Below are 19,001 nucleotides of genomic sequence, written 5' to 3' on the forward strand. Positions count from 1 at the left end.
ATTGACTGACGCGCGGCGGGGGCGCCGCCCGGATGAACGGGACATCGACGCCCGCACCCTGCTGCTGCGGGTGCTGGTGGAGGGCCTGGCGATGCGCGCCGTGCGCGACCCCGGGCTGGCGAAGGAAACCTTGGGGAGACTGCTGACGGCTGCGATCGCGCGCGTGCTGGGGGAGTGAGTCATCTGACGCCTTCCGCAGTGATCGGCGATATCGAGACCGCGGGGGAGTAAAATGCCCCTTCCGCCGATGCGTGGCCGAGGCTCATCGCAATGCCCTATACCAACAGCGACACACTCCTGCGGCTGCGCGATCAGATCCCTTCCTTCCGGTGCATCGTCGGGTGCCACGACTGCTGTGGCCCGGTCACGGTGTCGAGCGAGGAGATGGCGCGTCTGCCTGTGAAAAGCGAGGCCGAGCACGATGCTGCCCTGGCCGAGCTCAGTTGCCCCTACCTGGGGGAGCAGGGGTGCGAGATCTACGCGGAGCGCCCGCTGATCTGCCGGTTGTTCGGGACCACCCCGCGCCTGCGCTGTCCGAATGGCCAGCGGCCGGTCTATATGATCGATGAGGCAGTGGAAGAGGAGATCCATCGCTATCTTGGGAGCACGCGGCAGGTGCTGCTCTAGCCCAACAGGAGTGCAACCAAGGGCACCCACAGGACGCCCTTCTTCAGTACACCGGTGTCCTGCTCCGTGACCCGAGCGGGCATGCTGCAGGAACCGTGGCGGCTTACGGCGCTTCGGTTGGCACGATGTAGCGTTCCCAGTAACCGGCAAGCTGGGCCTGCTTTCGCTGGCCGAGTTCGCTGCCGAGGGTCTTTTGCAGTCCGGCCGCCTCCTCGCCGCGCCCGGCACGGTGCAGCTCACGCGCCGTTTCAAGCAAGGCGCGCTGCCGCACGGTGAGATTGCCGAAGGGATCGAAATACGAATCCAGGCGCGCGCCGTCGGTGACGCCGGTCCAGGTAAACCGGGCATCGCCGGCGTCTGTGGCGATGCTGCGATAGCGGTCCAGCGCAACGGCGGGCGTGATGCGTTCTTCGAGCAGATCCAGGCGTGTTTCCAGCAGCCGGACTTCGGGCGAGTTCTGTTCGGCCTTCAGTGATTGCACCGTCTCGCGGACGAATGCGCGATCGATGTTGCCGGTGGTGGATTGGACGCCCAGAAGGTTGAAACTGGCCGCAGCCACGCGATAGTCACGGCGCTCCTGTTGGCGCACCTGTTGCTCGGTTGGCTTGCCGATACTGGACGGCTGAACGATCCGAAGGTCGGCGGCATCGCCCAGAATCGCTTCGATATCCCGCTTGTGGAACTCGCCGACCACCACGACCAGCGTGCCGCCAGGATGTGCTTTCGCCGCGGCGGCCACCCGCTGGGCCTGCAGGTAGGTGCGATAGAGATACAGCCTGCGCGGCAGATCGTCCTTTGCGCGCTTGGCCGGGGTGGCGGCCCACTGCGCGATGCGCTCCACGTTCGTTGCGTCGTCGGCGTGGAAGAGATCGCGGGTGAGGTGGCTTGGCGACGGGAACGAAAGGAACTGCTGGAATCCGCTGGCGGGACGCAGTTCCGGCGCCGTGCCCAGGTCCAGGCCGAACCCGAGCCGGGCGTCCTCCACGGGCGGCTCCCAGTCGATGGGGCACAGGTCGATGCCGTTGCGCCGGGCGAAGGGAACCACGACGTCCTGAACTTCGTAGGTGAATTCGTAGTAGTTGTTGCGTGCGAAGGCCTCGGGCGACCGCTCGATGCAGATGGCATCGGGCTTGGCATGCGCCAGGAAAGCGGCAAGCAGCGCAGGTCGATCATTGCGGGCCACCAGCTGCGCCGCGTGATCCACGCCCAGCACGATGACGGTGGTCTTCCCATCCACTGCCTTCGACGCTGCTCCGGCCATTCCAGACATGAGCATCAACGCCACCGAGAAAAATAGACGCTTCACCTGCGCTCCTTCCATTCCATTTGGGTCCAACGTAGCGCGCGCAAGACCCGGGTTTCCTGTGCCATTGGTTGTAGTCACGCAAACCAGTGCGCCAGGGCACCAGGCGACTACAGCAGCCAGAGCGCGGCAAGCAAGGCCGGCGGCATCACCAGAATGCCCAGGCGCAGGAAGGCAAGCGCGCTGACGTGCTCGCCTTCGCGGCGCAGCGCCACCAGCCAGAGCATGGTCGCCAGCGAGCCGGTTACCGACAGGTTGGGGCCGAGATCCACGCCGATGAGCAGCGCGGCGCGGGTCTGTGTGGGCAGGTCGGCCATCTGGCCCATCGAGCCGGCTACCAGGCCGATCGGCAGGTTGTTGGCCAGGTTGCTCAGCACGGCAGCCGCGCCACCGGCCAGCCAGCTGGCTTCGCCGGGCGATGTGCGTGCAAAGGCCTCCAGTGCATCGGCGGCGATGCGAATCACCCCGGTGTGTGCCACGGCCTCGACCAGTACAAACAGCCCGGCAACCAACGGCAGCACGCCCCAGGACACATGCCGCAGGATCGGCAGCGGGCTGCGGCGTTGGCGTAGACGGATGGCGGCAAGCGTGACTGCACCGGCGCAGAAGGTGGTCAGACCCAGCGGCCCGTTCATGGCCGAGGTGACCAGCAGCACGCTGCCGGTGACGCCGACGCCGATCGCGCACAAGCGGCCGCCCTCGGACAGTGGCTGCTGTTCGGCCAGCGCCACCAGCGGCTGTGCGATCTGGCGGCGATGCGCCAGTCGCAATACCAGGTAGGTCATGCCGATGGCGGCCAGCGAAGGCAGGGTGAACTGCCGCAGCCATTCGGGCAGCGAGGGCATGTGATCGCCGAAGACCACCAGGTTGGCCGGATTGGAAATGGGCAGGACGAAGCTGGCGGCGTTGGCCACGAACGCACAGACGAACAGATACGGCAGCGGGTTGGCCCGGGCGGCCTTGCAGGCCGCGTAGACCGCCGGCGTGAGCACGACGGCCGTGGCGTCGTTGGACAGGAAGATCGTGACCAGCGTGCCCACCAGGAACACCAGGTCAAACAGGCGTTTCCCCGAGCCCTTGGCGTGCTGCACCGCGTACGCGGCCAGCCAGTCGAACAGCCCTTCCTGCCGTGCCAGTTCGGCCAGCACCATCATGCCGATCAGGAACAGGTAGACATCGCCCCCTTCGGCCACGGCGGCCATGGCCGTGTTCAACGGCAGCAGCCCGGTGACGGTCAGCAGCGCGGCCGCGCCCAGTGCCCAGGCGTACTCGGGAATGCGCCAGGGGCGAAAGATGACACCGCAGGTGGCGACGGCGGTTACCGTCCAGATGATCAGGGACGTGGTGGGGATCTGCATCGATTGCTCGGGGAAACTCAAAGGCGGGTGTCGGACGGCGGTGTCGCGGATTCGGTGGCATTGCTGGCCTGGGGCCGGGTCTCCGGCATGGCCATGGCCAGCACGAAGGCGAGGGCAGCAATCGCTGCCAGGGTCAGGAACGCGACATCATACCCAGCGAACTGGACGATCATCCCGGCCAGCCCCGGACTGAAGGCGGCGCCCAGCCCGAATGCGGTGGACACCGCGCCCAGCGTGACATTGAAGCGACCGGTTCCCTGGGTGAGGTCACTGACGATGACCGGGAGCAGGGCGCCGAAGATGCCGGCCCCAATACCATCGAGCAGCTGTACGCCGAGCAGCCACCCGGGCGCGTCGGACAGCGGATACAGCACGCCACGGATCGGCAGGATGAGAAACGCCGCCAGCAGCAGCGGCCTGCGCCCCCACGCGTCGGCCCGGGAACCCACCAGCAGCGCGGCCGGCACCATCACCAGCTGGGCCGCGACAATGCATGCAGCGGTGAGCGTGGTGGCCAGGGCGGGGCTGGTCTGGGACAGCTTCTGGCCCACCAGTGGAAGCATCGCCGCGTTGGCCAGGTGGAACAGTGCGCAGCAGGCGGCCAGGATCACCAACGTTCTGTTCTGTAGCAGCAGGCGGACCGAGGCGGGCGCGGGCGCGTCCTGCCCGGGCGACGGCAACCCGCGTGCACGCTCGTGGTCGATGGCCGCGGAGGGAATCATCAGCACGGCGGCGATGCTGGCCACGGTCATGGCCGCCATCAGGTAGAACACCACCACGGGCCCGCCCACATAGGCCAGCCCGCCGGCCAGCACCGCCGCGACGGCATTGCCCGCATGATTGAACGTTTCGTTACGGCCCATGCGCCGCGCGAACACCCGCGGCCCGCCGATACCGAGCGATATGGCCGCGATGGCCGGGGCGAAGACCGTACCGGCGATGGCGCCCAGCGCCTGCGTGAGCGCCACGAGCGTGAACGAGGCGGTCCAGGGCAGCACCAGACAGCTCACGGTGACCAGAATCGCGGCGATCACGATCGTCGCCCGCTTGCCGTTGACCCGATCGATCAAGGCGCCCGCCGGCGTCTGCGCGACCAGCGCGGCGAGCCCGGCCACGGTCATCACCGCGCCGATGCTGGCCGGTTCCCACTTGTGGACGGCCAGCAGGTAGATGGCGAGGTAGGGCCCCAGTCCGTCCCGCACATCGGCCAGGAAGAAGTTGACCGCGTCGAGCGCGCGATCGGGCGAGCGGGACGGCTGCAGGACGGGGGGCGATGGATTCACGTGCACAGGCTCGAAGGTCGGGACGATCTACCCCGACGCTCGCGGGGGTTGGCACGTTATGCGCGTGCGTTCGTGACGGCGGTGTGGCGCCGGGAAATGTCGCCGTTGGCCGCCTTCAGCCCGAACAGGGGGCGGATCCAGCGCACACGACGAATCAGGTATTCGTGCAGCAACAGGCAGCCGGCCACCGTGGCGATCAATACCAGTAGCGGTTCGAGCACGGGGCCAAGGTGCAGCGGCTTCAGCCAGAACAGGGCGGCGATGAGAACGCTCTGGTGCAGGATGTACCACGGGTACACGGCCTCGGTGCAGTACGGCAGCCAGGCGAAGGGCCGGTCGAGATGGCGCTTGGCCCAACCCAGCAGGGTCAGCATCACGCCCCACACGTAGAGCATCTCGCAGAACCGGGATTGCAGGCTCCAGAACCCCTCGGGCCAGGTGCGCAATACCGAGTCTGCCGGCAGCCACTGGCCCAGCGCTTCCAGCAGGAAGTACCAGAAGACCGCCAGGCACACGGCAACAAGGCTGGCCCAACGCAGGGCGACAGCGCGCTGCCAGAACGCGGCCTCCCGCCCGAGTGCATAGCCGATCAGGAACACCGTGGAGTACTTGGCGTGCTGGTAGGTGTCGTTCACCAGGGTATTGGTTGCCGGATGGGCCGGGGCGAGCCAGACCAGCCACAGCAGCAACACCGCGGCCGGCCCGAGAAGGAGGAACAGGCCATGGGACCGTGCCATGCGTCCAGTAAGCCGACGAACCGGGGCCGAATCCAGCAGCGGCTTGAGCAGGACCAGCACCATGCTGTAGCACCACAGGTAGGCCAGATACCACAGGTGGTTCCAGGTGATGCCGAACGGGGCGCCCGCGAAACTGCCCTCCGGCCAGGGGCGGACCTGCCAGTAGCGCAGGAGGAACGCACCGAACCCGGGCGACGCATGGCCGTTGCTGACGGCTTCGCAGTAGGGCTGGATCGGGACAACCACGAACATGCCAAATACCAGCGGCAGCAGCAGTCGCCACGTGCGCAGCAGGGCAAAGCGCCCGGCCGCCAGGCGCGGCCCGAGCAGCGCAATGGCCACCCCGGAAATCAGAAACAGCAGGGACATGCGCCAGCCGTTGACCAGGCGCATCGGCCACTGCAGGTCCGGCGTGGTGTGGGTGCTCTTGAGGTGGAAGCCCCAGCCATCCACGTAGGCCATGCCCAGGTGGTAGAGGATGAGCAGCGCGAAGGCCAGTACGCGCAGGGCGTCGATATCGTGTCGTCGGGTCATACGAAGAGGCGGGATGAGGGAGCCGCAGCATGCGGGGCAGGCGGATCGGTTACAGGCCGGAAGGGACCGCCGCACAAGGGAAGGGACCAGTGGCGGGGCCTGAGGGGCGAGTGGGACGGGCCGTGGAGGTGCACCGGACCCGGCACCGTGCGGGTGGGTTGGATGGAAAGCCCGGTGACCGCGTCAGTGGGTCATCCCCGGCCCCATAGCGGCCGCAGCGGGACGACAGCCCGCGAACAGGTCCAGCTCCTTCCGATAAACGCGGGACTGCACATCGAACAGCCCCAGCAGGGAGTGGTAGAGGTTGTCGTGGCTGTAGCGCCCGAGCTCGGCGCTGTCGCGCAGGCATGCAAGGCTGAGGTTGGCCTGTTCCGCAAAGTGCGGCGAGAACCACATGAGCAGGGGCACGTGCGTCTGCTCCGGGGGCGCAATGAGGTACGGCGTGCCGTGCAGGTACATGCCGCGCTCGCCCAACGACTCGCCATGGTCGGACACATAGATCATCGCCACGTCGCGCTGGTCCGCGTAGCCCTCCAGCAGGGTGATGGCCTTGCCCAGCATCCGGTCGGTGTAGACCAGGGTGTTGTCGTAGGTGTTGGTCAGCGCCTCGTTGGTACAGGTCTGGATCTGGTTGCTGTCACAGGTGGGGCTGAATACCCTGCCGTCTGGCGGGTAGCGCTCGAAGTAGGTGGGGCCATGGCTGCCGAGCTGGTGAAGCACGATCAGCGCGTCGCCCTGCAGGGCATCGATGCGGGCCCCGAGCTGGTGCAGCAGGACCTCGTCGTAGCAGGTGCCGTCCTTGTTGACGCACTGCCCTGCCACCTTGAGCGCCGGCATGTGCTCGGTAGGCACGCGCGCGCACACCCCCTTGCAGCCGCCGTTGTTGTTGTTGCGCCAGAGGATGCCCACGCCCGTGCGCTGCAGGATGTCCAGCAGGTTCTCCTCGGTGGCTGCGCGGACCTCGTCGTACTGCGTTCGTGCCATGCGGGAGAACAGGCAGGGCACGGAAATGGCGGTGGCGGTGCCGCACGAGGCGACATGCTTGAAGGCGATGACGTCCCCGCGCTTGGACAGCACCGGATTGGTGGCGCGGGGGTAGCCGTTGAGCTGCATGTTCTGGGTCCGCGCGGTTTCACCCACGACGGCAATGACGAGCCGGGGCCGCCGGCCTTCCACCGGCGTCGGCCGCCGGGCATCTTCGGCGACGGTCTGCAAGGGCCTCGAGACGGCGATGTACTTGCGCTTGAGATAGCCATTGGCGTTGCGCACGACGGTGACGGGCAGCAGCTGGTCCTTGAGCTGGCGGTTGTTGCGAAGCAGGGAAGCGTAGTCCTTGTAGAACGCCAGGGACACGACGGTGAGGATCACCAGTGCCGCCACCAGGTTGATGATCCACCAGGACACGGTCTGCAGGGCGCCGCCGAAACGCCGGGTGGGTAAGGACACCATGGCAGCAGCCGGCAGAACGCCCAGCGCCAGCACGGTGAGCAGCAGGGGGGCGGAGAAGTAGGAGGCAAGCTCTGCCTGGTTGGTCTCCAGTGCGTTCTGCACCATGCTGCGATCGATCAGCACGCCGTAATGCAGCATGAAGTACGTACAGGCCGCGCTGACCAGCACCAGAAGCGCCAGCAGCGGTTTTCGCAGATAAGGCAGCGCAAGTACCGGCGTAAGCAGCACGTTGAACGCGCAGAACAGGAACATGGGCAGGCTGATGAAGAACAGCGCGCTGCGCAGGCTGTTGATCTCCACGTGGGTCCAGAGCGTTTGCCACAGTGCCATGTTGCCCACAGTGGCAAAGAACAGTGCGGCTATCCAGGTGAGGTGCACCGGGTTGAGCCGCACAGAAACAAGACGTTGAATCACGCGCATACTTCCGGGGAGCGAAAAGTGCGCGAAGTATCAGAAGGCGAGTATCAGGAAGTTGTCAGGTTTCTTTGTAACCAGGCGCGCGTCCGGGCGTGGTGACCTACGCCAGCAGCACCACGGCCCATACCGCGCCGACCATGAGCAGTGCCACGGTCTGGGCGGCACTGCCCATGTCCTTGGCGTTCTTGGAGAGCGGGTGGCGGTCCAGCGAAATGCGGTCGACCACCGCCTCGATGGCGGAATTGAGCAGTTCCACCAACAGGCTGATGAAGCTCACGGCCAGCATCACGGCACGTTCTACGGGGCTGAGGTTCAGTACGAAGGTCACGGCCATCAGCACGCCATGCAGGACCAGCAGTTGCCTGAAGGCGACCTCGCCGCGGACGGTGGCCATGAAGCCATCGCGGGAGTAAATCAGGGTGTGCAGGATCCGGTTCAGCCCGGTTTTGCCATGGCGAAATTTGCCGGTTCCAGTGGGATATTGGGGGTGCATGTGCAGCTCACAGGGAATGGATCGCTGCAGAGCATTGGGAAGGCGGCGTCAGAAAGCTGTCAGGATTCGCCCCTGTTGCAGGTTGTGACCGCGCCCGGTCACTACGCTGCCGACATGTCCAAGGTGAAGCGGCAGCCATGCTCCGAACTCTCGACGGCCATGTGCCACCCCAGGTGTTCCACGATCCGCTGCACGATGGACAGGCCAAGTCCTTCGCCACTCTGGCGCGCGCTGGGGGTGAAGCGCTGAAACTGCTGGGGATCGATGCTGGAGGGCAGCCCTGGGCCGGTGTCGGCGATGACCAGGGTGGTGTCCTGCACGCTGATGTGTATCTGACCTTCGTCGGTGTACTGGCATGCATTGCGCAGCAGGTTCCAGACCACGCTGCGCGCCAGTTCGGCGTTGGTGGGGACGCGCGGATCCTGCGGCGCGTCCAGCACCACCACCACCGGCTTGTTGGCCAGCCAGGGCGGGCAACGGGAAATGCATTCTTCGATCAAGGGGCGCAGCGCGACGTCTTCCTTCTCAAGCCGCTGCGGGTCACGCGACAGCAACAGCAGGCAGGTCAGCTGGCGCTGCATCTCCTGGGTGGTGCGCATGATGCGCTCGGCGCTGGCGTGCAGGTGACTGTCGTCGGGCAGCTGGTGCACGATGGTTTCGGCCGCGCCGGCGATGATGGCCAGGGGCGTGCGCAGTTCATGGCTGGCATCGCCGACGAAGCACCGTTCGCGTTGCAGGAACTGCTGTGCCTCATCGCTGTGCTGCGCGAAAGCGCGTGCCAGCACGCCTATTTCATCCCGGGCGTCCTGGAACGGAAACGGCGTTTCCTTGCGCTCCACCGCATCGGCCAGGCGCGTGATGGGCGCGATGACGCGCGCCGCTGTCAGCCGGCCTATCCAGAACGCGCACAGAATGCACGACAGGATGACCACCAACGCGTACGCGTCGATGACGTGCTCGAGGTACTGGTAGCGTTTGGCGTCCTGGCGCAGGTAGTAGCGCTGTCCGTCGCGGTCGAATACCAGCATGTGCCAGACGTCGGGATGTTTGGCGCTGTAGTAGCCGGGCGTATAGCTTCGTAGCGCTGCGGGCACGGTGTTGGCGTCATAGAGCTGGCTCCCATCGGGCAGGGTGGGGAGGGTGCCGTTGGCCATCTCCGCTTCCAGCCGATGCATCTCGTTGTGCAGGCTCTTTGAGATGACGTAGGCCCGCAGCTCGTCATAGTCGAGCTGCTCTGCGGCCACGATGAAGCCCATCACGGCCACCATCAGCAGCACGAAGGAAATGATGATGCGCGTGCGCAGGGTAAGTTGGCGGTAGATCGACCTCATGGCCTCAGCGCTGCTCCCGTGTCATTGCGCGCTGACCTTCTGCGGCTTGCTCAAGCGCCAGCCGACGCCGTGAACCGTCTCGATCAGCGTGGACGGGAAGTTCCGGTCGGCGTGCTGGCGAAGTTCATGGATGTGCGTGCGCAGTGCGCCGCTGTCGGGCGGATCGTCGCCCCAGAGCAGGTATTCCATCTCCTGCTTCCTGACCACGGCAGGTGCGGCGCGCATCAGGCACAGCAGCAGCTTGTGGGTACTGGGGGTCAGGCTGATGGCCTGGCCCTGCCGCCATGCCTGGGGAGCGCGCGTGTCCACCTGCAGGTCTTCCCATGCCAGGGTGCCTTGCACCTGCCGACCCTGGGCGCGACGCACCAGCGCCTGGATGCGCGCATCCAGTTCCCGGAGCGAGAAAGGCTTGATCAGGTAGTCGTCGGCCCCCAGCGCCAACCCCTGCACCCGGTCGTCGACCGGATCACGTGCGGTCAGCATGATGATCGGTACAGGATTCTGGAATTCCTGACGCAGCTTCTGGCACAGCGTCATGCCATCCAGCCGCGGCAGCATCAGGTCCAGCAGGATCGCGTCGTAATCATTCTGCGTGGCCAGGCGCAGCCCAGTGGCACCATCACGCGCGTCGTCGAGCACATAGCCGAGCGGCTCGAAGAAGCTGTACAGGTTGGCGACCAACTCCGGGTTGTCTTCAATGATGAGCAGGCGTGTCATGACTCAAGGGCAGGTGGTGCGTGCCGGGAACTCTGCGCGATCTTGGCCGCGTTGCCAAGCGCCGTTGGTCCTGGGGCGGGGCCGTTGGCACGACCCAACGCACCATTGGCTGGCGCCGTCATCCTTACGGAGTTGAGGACGTCCGGTTACGATAGCGCGACCTCGGACCGGTCGCGTGTCGTTCTGGCAGAGAATGTTCGCGTCAATTCCTGCTGCTGAGCACTTATAGGGACGCTGAATGAAGACGAAGCTCGGTACCCCCGCGTTTTTCTGCATCGTTGTATTGCTCAGTGGGTGTACTCCGGGTGACGTGCCGGCACCGCACGCCAAGGAGCCCGCTAAGGAAGTGGATCCCGGGCGCCCTGCTCAAACAACCTTGCCTCCGTCGGCGCAGCACGCACTCGGTCGAGCCGACACGGACATCGCTGCCACTACTTCATGGGACGCGGAAGTACGCCGCATGCCCAAGGAGGACGCGGCGTACTTGCAAGCCATCAAGGAACGCTACTTCGGTGCCGTTGCCTATGAGAATGAGCGGGAGCGGCGCTACCTGGAGGACGCCGGTTTCCCCAGCATGGAAGAGTGGCGGCAAACCCGCATGATGAGCGACAGCGAACTGCAGCGGGGGGCGGAGACCGGCGATGGAATGGCGATGGCCTTCTACGTGGACAGAATGATGGAGCGTGCTGCTCCCCATCTTCATCTACGAGGTGCCGATGACGCCGCCTTCAACGCAGGCCCCGGCGCAGGTTACGTACTGAAGGCCTATGCGTATTCCACCCAAGTCCAGTTTGCCCACAGGAGCCCGTTCACAGGCTATCTCCTCGGCGCGGTGTTTTCGACGTTGGCGTACCCGCAATCGCCCGAATCCGCCGCTGCAGGCATGATGGCTGCGCGCGACGCGGGCGACCCCCGAGCGGAAGCGCTACTGGCTGCCTATGGCGCAAGGCATCCAGACATGAACCAGGAGACAGTACTTGCCGCCCATCGCGCAATGAAGATTCCCGAGTGATCTGAAGCGACGCTGCTTGCCGGGCGCACTTCGGTGTAGAGGGGAGCGCGTGACTACCTGCTGGAGGACACCCTTGGCACGCGCGATGGTTTTCCTGTTGCGTTCGATTCGCTGGACAAGCAGGTCATGGGCGAGGTGGAAGGCGTGCGCTGCGCCCCGCAGGGATAGTCTGCGTGAAGGAATGGGCAGCGCCTGTAGCACTGCGGGGACTGCGGTCGTGGTTTGAGCGGTGCTTCAGTTCCGTGATGGGCCCGGTGTACGCCATCCACCACTGGCAACAAAATCCAACACGCCCACCACCAGCAGCGACACCCCCACCAACGGGAACAGCACCCCGCCCACGCACAGCAGTGCGAACACGATGGCGACCGTGCGCCGTTCCTTGGGCAGTGGCGGCACCCCGATGCCGCCCAGCGGCCGGCGCTTCCACCACATCACTGCGCCGCTGACGCACAACATCACGATGGCAGCGCAGGCCACCAGCAGGAACAGCCGATTGAACGTGCCGTATTCCTGGCCCAGGTGCACGTTGATGCCCCATTCCAGCCCGCGCCCCAGCGCGCCGTAATCGGCGTAGCCCATGTCCAGCAGCACCCGGCCGCTGTACTGGTCCAGGTGCACCACGCGTTGGCCTGCCACGTCTTCCGGGTATACCGAGGCGGTGTACACGCCCATCGGCCCACGCGGCAGGGCCACGCTGTAGCCGGGCGTCAGCCCAAGGCGGTGGAACCGCTGCACGGCCGCGTCGATTCCGATGGCGCCCGGCTGCGGTGACAGGTCGCCCAGCGTGCCACCGCCGTGGCCCTCGTGCCCGTCGTGCTTTTCGGCAGCGGCGTGGTGCGCATGGGGCAGGGCCGACGCCGGCAGCCGCGCCTGTTCCATCGACCAGGTGGGCGAGGTGGCATCGGCGAGCCGTTGCTGCGACATCGGCACCTGTACACGCACACCGGCGGGGTAGCCGTAGTCCTGGCCGTTGGCCCACGCGTTCACCTGCTTGCCCCACACCACTGACCACGGCATGCCGGTGACGGCCAGGAACAGCAGCACCAGCCCCACCCAGACGCCGGTGACAGCATGCAGGTCGCGCCAGAACAGGCGCTGGCGCGGCTGCCCGCGCACGGTCGTGATGCCGCCTTTCTGCCCGCGTGGCCACCACAGGTAGAGGCCCGTGAGTACCAGCAGGATCGCCCAGCCGGCGGCAATCTCGATCAGTGCGCTGGCGTAGTCGCCCAGCAGGTCCAGGCTGTGCAGGCGGCGCACGACGCCGGAGAACGTGCCTTTGTCGGGCAGGTGCCCGCGCACTTGCGCGGTGGTCGGGTCAACGTAGTAGACCTCGCGCTGCCCGTTGGGCTGCAGCACGCCGATTTCCATGCTGCCATCGGCGCGTTCGGGCGTGGTGTAGCGGAACACGTCGCCGGGCGAGAGGGCGGTGACTGCGGCGATCTGGGCGCTGGGCGGCGTCGGCGCCTGCGGCGAGGTTGCCACCACCTTCAGGTCATGGTGCACCCAGCGGTCGATCGGCTTCTGGTAGAGGTAGGCGGCACCGGTCAGCGCCAGCCAGGCGATGAAGGGCAGCACGAACAGGCCGGCGTAGAAATGCCACCGCCACACCGCGCGGTAGAAGCGCAAGCGGCCTGGGGTGCACGGGGTGGGGGTGGTGTCCATCTCAGAGCTCCCGGGTCCAGCTCAGGTAGAGCGCGCGGCCATCGCCCGGCGAGTAGCCCGACGACCCAGTGTCATACCAGGCATACACGTAAAAACGGTCCGTTGCGTTCTTCAGCTGCAGGGCCAGCTGGTTGCGCGCATCCAGCCGGTAGCTGGCGCTGAGGTTCAGCAGCGCGTAGCCACCGTAACGGCCGAGTGTGTTGGTGCGCTCCACGAAGTAATCGCCCTGGCCATTGCCCCAGGCACTGAAGGTCCAGTCCGTGGTGGGGGCGTAATCGACGCCGGCGCTGGCCAGCCAGTTCGGTACGTTCTCGATCTGCCGCCCACGGGTGCTCGGCGCAGTGGGGTCGGGTACCTGGATCACGGCTTTCTGCCGCGAGTACGCGGCCCACGCGCGCCAGTGCGGGTTGGCCTGCCAGGTCAGTTGCGCGTCCCAGCCACGGCGCAGGGTCTTGCCCACGTTGCCCACTTCGTTGCTGCCCACGCTGCCGTTGACGCCAAGGATGGTGGCCACTTCATCGGACGCGCGTTGTTCCCAGTAGGCCACCCGGGTCTGCAGGCCGTGGGTGGGCGCCCACTTGAGGCCGGTCTCCCAGCCCTCGTTGATGGAGGGCAGGAGGTTGCCGGCCTGGGTGCGGTAGGCACCGTTGCCGCTGCCGATCTGGAAGGTGCGGCCCCAGTTGGCGTAGGCCACCGTGGTGCTGGCCAGGTCGTAGGACACGCTGAGCTTGGGCTGCTTGATCAGGCCGTAGTCGTACATCGGCGCGCGGGTGGTGGCGGCCACGTTATGGAAGTCACCCCCGATGTGGTCCACACGGTAGGCGGGCACGATCTTCAGCGACGGGGTGGGGCGGATCACGGCCTGCACGTAGGCGCCGCGGGTGTCCAGGTCGAAATCCCAGTCGCGCAGGGTGGCCTGGCGCTCGCGCGCCACGGTGCGGAAGCGGCGCGCGGTGTTGTCCTGCCATTGGCCGTCCACGCCGGCATCCAGCACGAACTCGGTCAGCGCCGTGGTGGGGCGCCACGTGGTGTTGAAGATCAGCCCGCGGTGGGTTTCGTCGTTGAAGCGCTCCTGCTGCGCGCCGCCGGCGGTGAACGTTACCCAGCGCTGGTTGCGGTAGTCATTCTGGTAAGCCTTGGCGTTCCAGCTCCAGTCGGTGCCCAGCGCGCCATCGAGGTGCAGGGCGGTCTGAAGGGTTTCGCGCTCGCTGCGGTCATCGCGGGCGTAGTCGGGTGACTGGTTGGGGTTGGCCTGCACCTCGGCGTAGCTCAGGTAGCCAGCTTCCAGTGCGGCGTTCTTGTAGTAACGGCTGGTCAGGCCCGCCCGCCAGCGGCCATCGGGATCGGTATAGAACCATTTGCCGGCAAAGCTGCGCTGCGTGCCATCGGCATGGTCGCGCTCGCCATCGGCGCCGCGCCAGCCGATGAAATAGTTCTGCGACCACGCGCCGTTCTCGAACCCCTTGGCCAACTGGATGTCCCGGGTGCCGAAGCTGCCCACGGTGACGCTGAGCTGGCCGTCGTTGCCGCCCTGACGGGTGAGCACGTTCACATCGCCGGCGATGGCGTGCAGGCCGTAGCGCGCATCGTTGGTGCCGCGCACGATCTCGATCGCGCTGATGTCGAGCGGGAACACGGCGTCGAGATAGGGCATGCCGCCGGCGTTGTCGTTGCTGGGGATGCCGTCGATCAGCAGCTTGACCGCATTGATGCGGCCTTCGCCGTTGAAGCCGCGGAAAGAGAAGCGGCCGGCATCGGTGCCCATCTTGAACTGGGTGACCTGCACGCCGGGGGCGTTCATCAGCAGCTCCCAGCTGTGGTCCACCTTCTGCTGCTGCAGCAGGTCGCCACCGATGATGTCCACCGAGCTGAAGACCGAGCGCGCCGGGAGCGTGCGTTCGGCGGTGGCGCGGGCCTGCACTGTACCCAGGGTGAGCACGGTGCCGTCCTGTGCGGCGGCGACAGATGGAACGGTGGCCGCGCAGGCGAGGGCGGCCAGGAGGGCGTGGGAAAGCCGGTGTGGAGCGGGAGGTCTGTTCATTGTGCACAACATCGAAATGCCGCAACCCTCGTGGGGTCGAGACAGGCAAAGGCGCCGGCGTATAAGCCGGTGGTTGGAGGAGACGGGCTGGATCCAGCGGCGCGCACGCACCCGGGCAAGGGCCGGGCGTGTCTGGCGAAGCAGTGACGGCGTGGCGCGATGCGCGCCTTGAGGCCTACGCTGGATCAGCAGGCGAGGGCGTGCGGTGGACCGCGTGCGCCGAGGGTTCCCGGTGAGGGAGATTGCCGCGTAGCCACGAGGCCAGCCAAGGCGCGGAAGTGCACCGGCCCGACGGTCATCAGCAGGAGCAGAGCGACCAGCAGGCTGATCATCCGCGCGGCGATCACGCAGTAGTCGCAGTCCACGCCCATGTCGTGCCGTGCATGGGGATCGGCAGGCGTGGGTGCGGCAGCGGGTGCGGATTCGGCGTGTCCCGGCGGATGCATCATGGCGTGATCCATGCCATGGGCCGAATCGTGATGCATGGGGTGCGCGTGCGGTGCGGCGGTTTCGACCGGCTGCGAATGTGCGGCATGCGCATTCGCGGGCTGTACGACAGCGGCCGGCGGATGCGCCAGCGCCCGGCTTACCAGAGGTGCGAGCACCACAAGCAGCATGGCCAGGCAGGCCCAGGCGTGAAGCCAGCGGTGGAGAACAGGGGAGCGCACGGCCCGGATTCTAGGCCATATCGGGGAATCCCCGCGGCGAGGGTGCCCGGTTTCAGCGTGATTGCGACGGTTTGTCGCACCTGCGGCCAGCCCCCGACGGGGGCGGATGGCCATTCATCAGATGGGTCGCTACTGCTCCCTCGCCACAGCTCAGGAGCAGCGCGCTCACGTCAGTGACGGGCGTTGTCTTTGGCCTTGCCCACTTCACTCTGCACCTTGCCAACGGTTTTCTGGGCCTTGCCTTCAAGCTCCTGAGCCTTGTCGCCGGTGACCTTGCCAGCTACTTCCTTCACGGTGCCCTTGACCTGGTTCTTTGCACCTTCGGTACGGTTCTTGTCCATGTTCAATGCCTCGCTGTAGTGCCCGGAGTGGGCTTGGCCATGCTGCTTGCGTGTGGGGTGTGGCGTGAGTGAAATCCTGGCGCGCGATACCAAACGGTTCAGGGTTGCAACGCTCGCGCGATGACGACAATGAAACAGCGCGGTCGCTGCATGACGTCTGCACTCGCGCTCCACATCCGGACGCTTACAGTTTTGCCCATCCCCTCCATGGCGCGCGCTCGTGAACCTGCAGACCTTCGTTTCCCATCCGCTTCCCCGGCGCGCGATGCCCGATAGCTGCCAGTTCGATCTGCTGGATGTGCACGCGTTGCAAGACCCGAGCAGTGGACGCATCGTCCACCTGTATTCGATGGTGGCGCGTTGCCTGTCGTGCGAGGTGATCTTCAAGGCGCAGGAAGGGCAGGGTTTCGTCAGCACGTCAGCAGCGCGCGTCCTGCGTTGCCCCACCGGGTGCGGCGAGCAGGCGCTGAGAGGCGCGGCCCTGCGTCAGTGGCAGCTGCAATCGGCCTAGCAGCTGAAGCGCCCGGGAAGACTCCGGGGCGCTGTTGGTGCGTGGTGCGGGCAGGTCAGGCGGGCACGTTCCACTTTTCGTAGTCGGCCGCTTTCTGCTTGCGTGCTGCGCTGGACCTGGCTGGTAGGGTCGAACCTTGGTCGACTGCCGTGGAACGGCCAGCGTTCGGTGGCGACATGACGCTGGAACGGCGAGCTTGGTTGCGATCAACGGCGCGCCTCCGTTGAAGGTCATGCGTGCAATGGCGTGGACCGTGTATCGGCGGTCGTTTGGGAACCGACCCTACCGGGGCGGCGGCCCGGCTGTTTGCGGCAACGGAGGCCGTGACTGGGACGCCATGCGGGCGGGGCATTCCTGCTGCGCTCGTGGCTGGTAGGGTCGAACCTTGGTCGACTGCCGTGGAACGGCCAGCGTTCGGTGGCGACATGACGCTGGAACGGCGAGCTTGGTTGCGATCAACGGCGCGCCTCCGTTGAAGGTCATGCGTGCAATGGCGTGGACCGTGTATCGGCGGTCGTTTGGGAACCGACCCTACCGGGGCGGCGGCCCGGCTGTTTGCGGCAACGGAGGCCGTGACTGGGACGCCATGCGGGCGGGGCATTCCTGCTGCGCTCGTGGCTGGTAGGGTCGAACCTTGGTCGACTGCCGTGGAACGGCCAGTGTTCGGCGGCGACATGACGCTGGAACGGCGAGCTTGGTTGCGATCAACGGCGCGCCTCCGTTGAAGGTTATGCGTGCAATGGCGTGGACCGTGTATCGGCGGTCGTTTGGGAACCGACCCTACCGGGGCAAGCGGACCTGGCCGTTTGCGGTATGGGCAACCGCAGGACGTCGAAGTGCTTGGGCGTGCGTTCGGGCTTGCCCGTGACGGTCCAGCCTGCCTTTTTCACCGCCGCCAGGACGATGCCCGCGTCTGCTGGCGCGCATCCTGCAGCGTGGAGGGTGTTGCGAGACTGGGGTTCAATCCCCCTGCGTAGCAAACCGCAGCCGGTTGTGGTCCGGATCCACCACCATCATCTCGCGGCCGCCCCACGGCACATCGGCCGGCGCGCGGAACACGGCCGCTCCGGCGGCAACAAACGCGGCATGCAGTGCATCCACGTCCGGCACATGGAAGTACACCGCACCGCCGGGTTCGCAGTCACCGGCATGTTCGGTCAGAAACAGCAGCTGGCCTTCGCGGCGGATCTGCACGAACAGCGGCATGTCGGGCGCGAAGCGGTGCTCCCAGTCGATGGTGAAGCCCAGCTGTTGGTAGAACGGCACGCTGACGGTTGCATCGGTCATGCGCAGCTGGGGGATGACGGTCTGTTGCATCAGTTTCTCTCCGATGGCCGCGTTGCAGGGGACGACGGGCCGCTTGTGTGGGGACTGCGCGCGGTTCTTTCTCGTCGCCCCTGCATTCTAGAGTCCCGGGATGTGGCCGCGTTGCCACCGCAAGCACCGCATCGCGCACACCGCGATCGAATGGCTGCGCAACGATGGTGAAGCTTGAATGGGCGTTATCTGAACCAGTCAGCTATGTGCTCAATTCCTTCACATCAGACGCTTCACCGTACGCTCCTCAGCTACCTGAATTGATTTAAGCTCCCGTCCCGGCGCCCATTCAGGTGCGCCGGTCTGGTTCTCTACCTTTCTTTGCAGGAATTCCGCATGGCGGCTTTGCAGCAGCGCACGATCGACCTCATCCGCAGCCATCAGGAGCCCCTGCTGGCCCAGTGGACGGACAACCTGACATCCAGCACCCAGACCCAGGATGGGCGGTTGTCGGCCCGCGAACTGGATGCCCAGGCGCGCGAATTCTGGCGCCTGTTCCTGGAGGCGCTGTCGGTGGCCAACGTGGGCAGCCTGACCGGCGCCGACTGGCAGGAGATCCGCCGGTTCCTGGAAGACCTGTCGCGCGACCGCGTGCTCAAGGGCTTCGACTCGGCCGAAACCGCGCGCTTCCTGTTCTCGCTCAAGCGTCCGCTGTTCGACCTGATCCAGCAGGGCTATGCCGACGACCCGGCGCTGCTGGGTGACCAGTTGTGGGCGATCTCCGAACTGCTGGACCTGCTCGGCCTGCACAGCGTCAAGGCGTTCCAGAAGACCCGCGAAGACGTGATCCAGCGCCAGCAGGAAGAAATGCTGGAGCTGTCCACCCCGGTGGTGAAGCTGTGGGAAGGCGTGCTGGCGCTGCCGATGATCGGCACGCTGGATTCGCAGCGCACCCAGGTGGTGATGGAGTCGCTGCTGCAGCGGATCGTCGATACCGGCTCGGAAATCGCCATCATCGACATCACCGGCGTGCCCACCGTGGACACCCTGGTGGCCCAGCATCTGCTCAAGACGGTCACCGCCATCCGCCTGATGGGCGCCGACGCCATCATCAGTGGCGTGCGGCCGCAGATTGCCCAGACCATCGTGCACCTCGGGCTGGACCTGCAGGGCATCGTGACCAAGGCCAACCTGGCCGACGCGCTGGCGTTGGCGCTCAAGCGCACCGGGCAGACGGTGGTTCGGGCAGAGCGCTGA

Annotated in this window: 18 protein-coding genes; 5 read left to right on the top strand and 13 right to left on the bottom strand. The window is 66.2% G+C overall.

Features of this window, described 5'->3' with window-relative positions:
* The first annotated feature begins 1 nt into the window (after position 1).
* Both DX03_RS21150 and DX03_RS08050 read left to right on the top strand, forming a co-directional pair.
* A complete protein-coding gene (locus DX03_RS21150) occupies positions 2–178 on the top strand; it encodes a hypothetical protein (protein WP_185753487.1) in 177 nt (58 codons plus the stop codon).
* A 92-nt stretch (positions 179–270) separates the two neighbouring features.
* The gene (locus tag DX03_RS08050; protein WP_038687801.1) at positions 271–627 is read left to right on the top strand and encodes a YkgJ family cysteine cluster protein; all 357 of its coding nucleotides are present in this window, start codon (positions 271–273) and stop codon (positions 625–627) included.
* A gap of 103 nt (positions 628–730) precedes the next feature.
* Here DX03_RS08050 and DX03_RS08055 read toward each other — a convergent pair whose 3' ends face one another.
* The 8 genes from DX03_RS08055 to DX03_RS08090 all read right to left on the bottom strand — a co-directional run bounded on the left by DX03_RS08055 (position 731) and on the right by DX03_RS08090 (position 10,249).
* The gene (locus tag DX03_RS08055) at positions 731–1,933 is read right to left on the bottom strand and encodes a hypothetical protein (RefSeq protein ID WP_038692075.1); all 1,203 of its coding nucleotides are present in this window, start codon (positions 1,931–1,933) and stop codon (positions 731–733) included.
* A 107-nt stretch (positions 1,934–2,040) separates the two neighbouring features.
* On the bottom strand, positions 2,041–3,288 hold the full coding sequence (locus tag DX03_RS08060; RefSeq protein WP_038687803.1) for an arsenic transporter: 1,248 nt from the start codon (positions 3,286–3,288) through the stop codon (positions 2,041–2,043).
* A gap of 17 nt (positions 3,289–3,305) precedes the next feature.
* Positions 3,306–4,571 (bottom strand): MFS transporter, encoded by a 1,266-nt coding sequence (locus tag DX03_RS08065; protein WP_219335249.1) that lies wholly within the window; start codon positions 4,569–4,571, stop codon positions 3,306–3,308.
* Between the two features lie 56 nt (positions 4,572–4,627).
* Positions 4,628–5,842, bottom strand: a complete 1,215-nt coding sequence (locus DX03_RS08070; protein WP_038687805.1) for an acyltransferase family protein — start codon at positions 5,840–5,842, stop codon at positions 4,628–4,630.
* 183 nt (positions 5,843–6,025) lie between these two features.
* On the bottom strand, positions 6,026–7,621 hold the full coding sequence (locus DX03_RS08075) for a phosphoethanolamine transferase (RefSeq protein WP_244880196.1): 1,596 nt from the start codon (positions 7,619–7,621) through the stop codon (positions 6,026–6,028).
* Between the two features lie 187 nt (positions 7,622–7,808).
* Positions 7,809–8,201, bottom strand: coding sequence for a diacylglycerol kinase (locus DX03_RS08080; RefSeq protein ID WP_038687809.1), 393 nt, complete (start codon positions 8,199–8,201; stop codon positions 7,809–7,811).
* Positions 8,202–8,302: 101 nt separating this feature from the next.
* A complete protein-coding gene (locus DX03_RS08085) occupies positions 8,303–9,532 on the bottom strand; it encodes a sensor histidine kinase (RefSeq protein ID WP_038687811.1) in 1,230 nt (409 codons plus the stop codon).
* A gap of 21 nt (positions 9,533–9,553) precedes the next feature.
* Positions 9,554–10,249, bottom strand: coding sequence for a response regulator transcription factor (locus tag DX03_RS08090; protein WP_038687813.1), 696 nt, complete (start codon positions 10,247–10,249; stop codon positions 9,554–9,556).
* A gap of 238 nt (positions 10,250–10,487) precedes the next feature.
* On the opposite strand from DX03_RS08090, the gene DX03_RS08095 reads away from it, so the two are divergent.
* Positions 10,488–11,261: a hypothetical protein gene (locus DX03_RS08095; RefSeq protein ID WP_185753488.1), complete on the top strand. Its 774-nt coding sequence runs from the start codon at positions 10,488–10,490 to the stop codon at positions 11,259–11,261.
* Between the two features lie 234 nt (positions 11,262–11,495).
* On the opposite strand, the gene DX03_RS08100 is transcribed toward DX03_RS08095, so the two are convergent.
* From DX03_RS08100 to DX03_RS20670, 4 genes are all read right to left on the bottom strand, one after another.
* Complete coding sequence (locus DX03_RS08100) at positions 11,496–12,926, bottom strand: PepSY-associated TM helix domain-containing protein (protein WP_051598788.1); 1,431 nt, start codon at positions 12,924–12,926, stop codon at positions 11,496–11,498.
* Position 12,927: 1 nt separating this feature from the next.
* A complete protein-coding gene (locus tag DX03_RS08105) occupies positions 12,928–14,967 on the bottom strand; it encodes a TonB-dependent receptor (protein WP_081797187.1) in 2,040 nt (679 codons plus the stop codon).
* 185 nt (positions 14,968–15,152) lie between these two features.
* Positions 15,153–15,584: a hypothetical protein gene (locus DX03_RS08110; protein WP_038687817.1), complete on the bottom strand. Its 432-nt coding sequence runs from the start codon at positions 15,582–15,584 to the stop codon at positions 15,153–15,155.
* 221 nt (positions 15,585–15,805) lie between these two features.
* On the bottom strand, positions 15,806–15,976 hold the full coding sequence (locus DX03_RS20670; RefSeq protein ID WP_081797188.1) for a CsbD family protein: 171 nt from the start codon (positions 15,974–15,976) through the stop codon (positions 15,806–15,808).
* A gap of 220 nt (positions 15,977–16,196) precedes the next feature.
* Here DX03_RS20670 and DX03_RS08115 point away from each other — a divergent pair, with 220 nt between their 5' ends.
* Positions 16,197–16,487 carry a hypothetical protein gene (locus DX03_RS08115; RefSeq protein ID WP_038687819.1) on the top strand — a complete coding sequence of 97 codons (291 nt, stop codon included), beginning with the start codon at positions 16,197–16,199 and terminating at the stop codon, positions 16,485–16,487.
* 960 nt (positions 16,488–17,447) lie between these two features.
* Here DX03_RS08115 and DX03_RS08120 read toward each other — a convergent pair.
* Entirely contained in the window at positions 17,448–17,807 is a 360-nt protein-coding gene (locus DX03_RS08120) for a bleomycin resistance protein (RefSeq protein ID WP_280512942.1), read from the bottom strand.
* A 333-nt stretch (positions 17,808–18,140) separates the two neighbouring features.
* Here DX03_RS08120 and DX03_RS08125 point away from each other — a divergent pair, with 333 nt between their 5' ends.
* A complete protein-coding gene (locus tag DX03_RS08125) occupies positions 18,141–19,001 on the top strand; it encodes an STAS domain-containing protein (RefSeq protein WP_038692082.1) in 861 nt (286 codons plus the stop codon).

It is taken from the genome of Stenotrophomonas rhizophila, from assembly GCF_000661955.1.
GTDB classification, from domain to species: Bacteria; Pseudomonadota; Gammaproteobacteria; order Xanthomonadales; family Xanthomonadaceae; genus Stenotrophomonas; species Stenotrophomonas rhizophila.

Excerpts from the sequence above, each read along its gene's own strand:
- DX03_RS08105 (WP_081797187.1), bottom strand. The coding sequence starts at position 14,967 with ATGAACAGACCTCCCGCTCCACACCGGCTTTCCCACGCCCTCCTGGCC.
- DX03_RS08070 (WP_038687805.1), bottom strand. The coding sequence starts at position 5,842 with ATGACCCGACGACACGATATCGACGCCCTGCGCGTACTGGCCTTCGCG.
- DX03_RS08075 (WP_244880196.1), bottom strand. The coding sequence starts at position 7,621 with ATGGCACTGTGGCAAACGCTCTGGACCCACGTGGAGATCAACAGCCTG.
- DX03_RS08050 (WP_038687801.1), top strand. The coding sequence starts at position 271 with ATGCCCTATACCAACAGCGACACACTCCTGCGGCTGCGCGATCAGATC.
- DX03_RS08060 (WP_038687803.1), bottom strand. The coding sequence starts at position 3,288 with ATGCAGATCCCCACCACGTCCCTGATCATCTGGACGGTAACCGCCGTC.
- DX03_RS08110 (WP_038687817.1), bottom strand. The coding sequence starts at position 15,584 with ATGCTGCTTGTGGTGCTCGCACCTCTGGTAAGCCGGGCGCTGGCGCAT.
- DX03_RS08085 (WP_038687811.1), bottom strand. The coding sequence starts at position 9,532 with ATGAGGTCGATCTACCGCCAACTTACCCTGCGCACGCGCATCATCATT.
- DX03_RS08125 (WP_038692082.1), top strand. The coding sequence starts at position 18,141 with ATGGCGGCTTTGCAGCAGCGCACGATCGACCTCATCCGCAGCCATCAG.
- DX03_RS20670 (WP_081797188.1), bottom strand. The coding sequence starts at position 15,976 with ATGGACAAGAACCGTACCGAAGGTGCAAAGAACCAGGTCAAGGGCACC.
- DX03_RS08100 (WP_051598788.1), bottom strand. The coding sequence starts at position 12,926 with ATGGACACCACCCCCACCCCGTGCACCCCAGGCCGCTTGCGCTTCTAC.
- DX03_RS08090 (WP_038687813.1), bottom strand. The coding sequence starts at position 10,249 with ATGACACGCCTGCTCATCATTGAAGACAACCCGGAGTTGGTCGCCAAC.
- DX03_RS08095 (WP_185753488.1), top strand. The coding sequence starts at position 10,488 with ATGAAGACGAAGCTCGGTACCCCCGCGTTTTTCTGCATCGTTGTATTG.
- DX03_RS08080 (WP_038687809.1), bottom strand. The coding sequence starts at position 8,201 with ATGCACCCCCAATATCCCACTGGAACCGGCAAATTTCGCCATGGCAAA.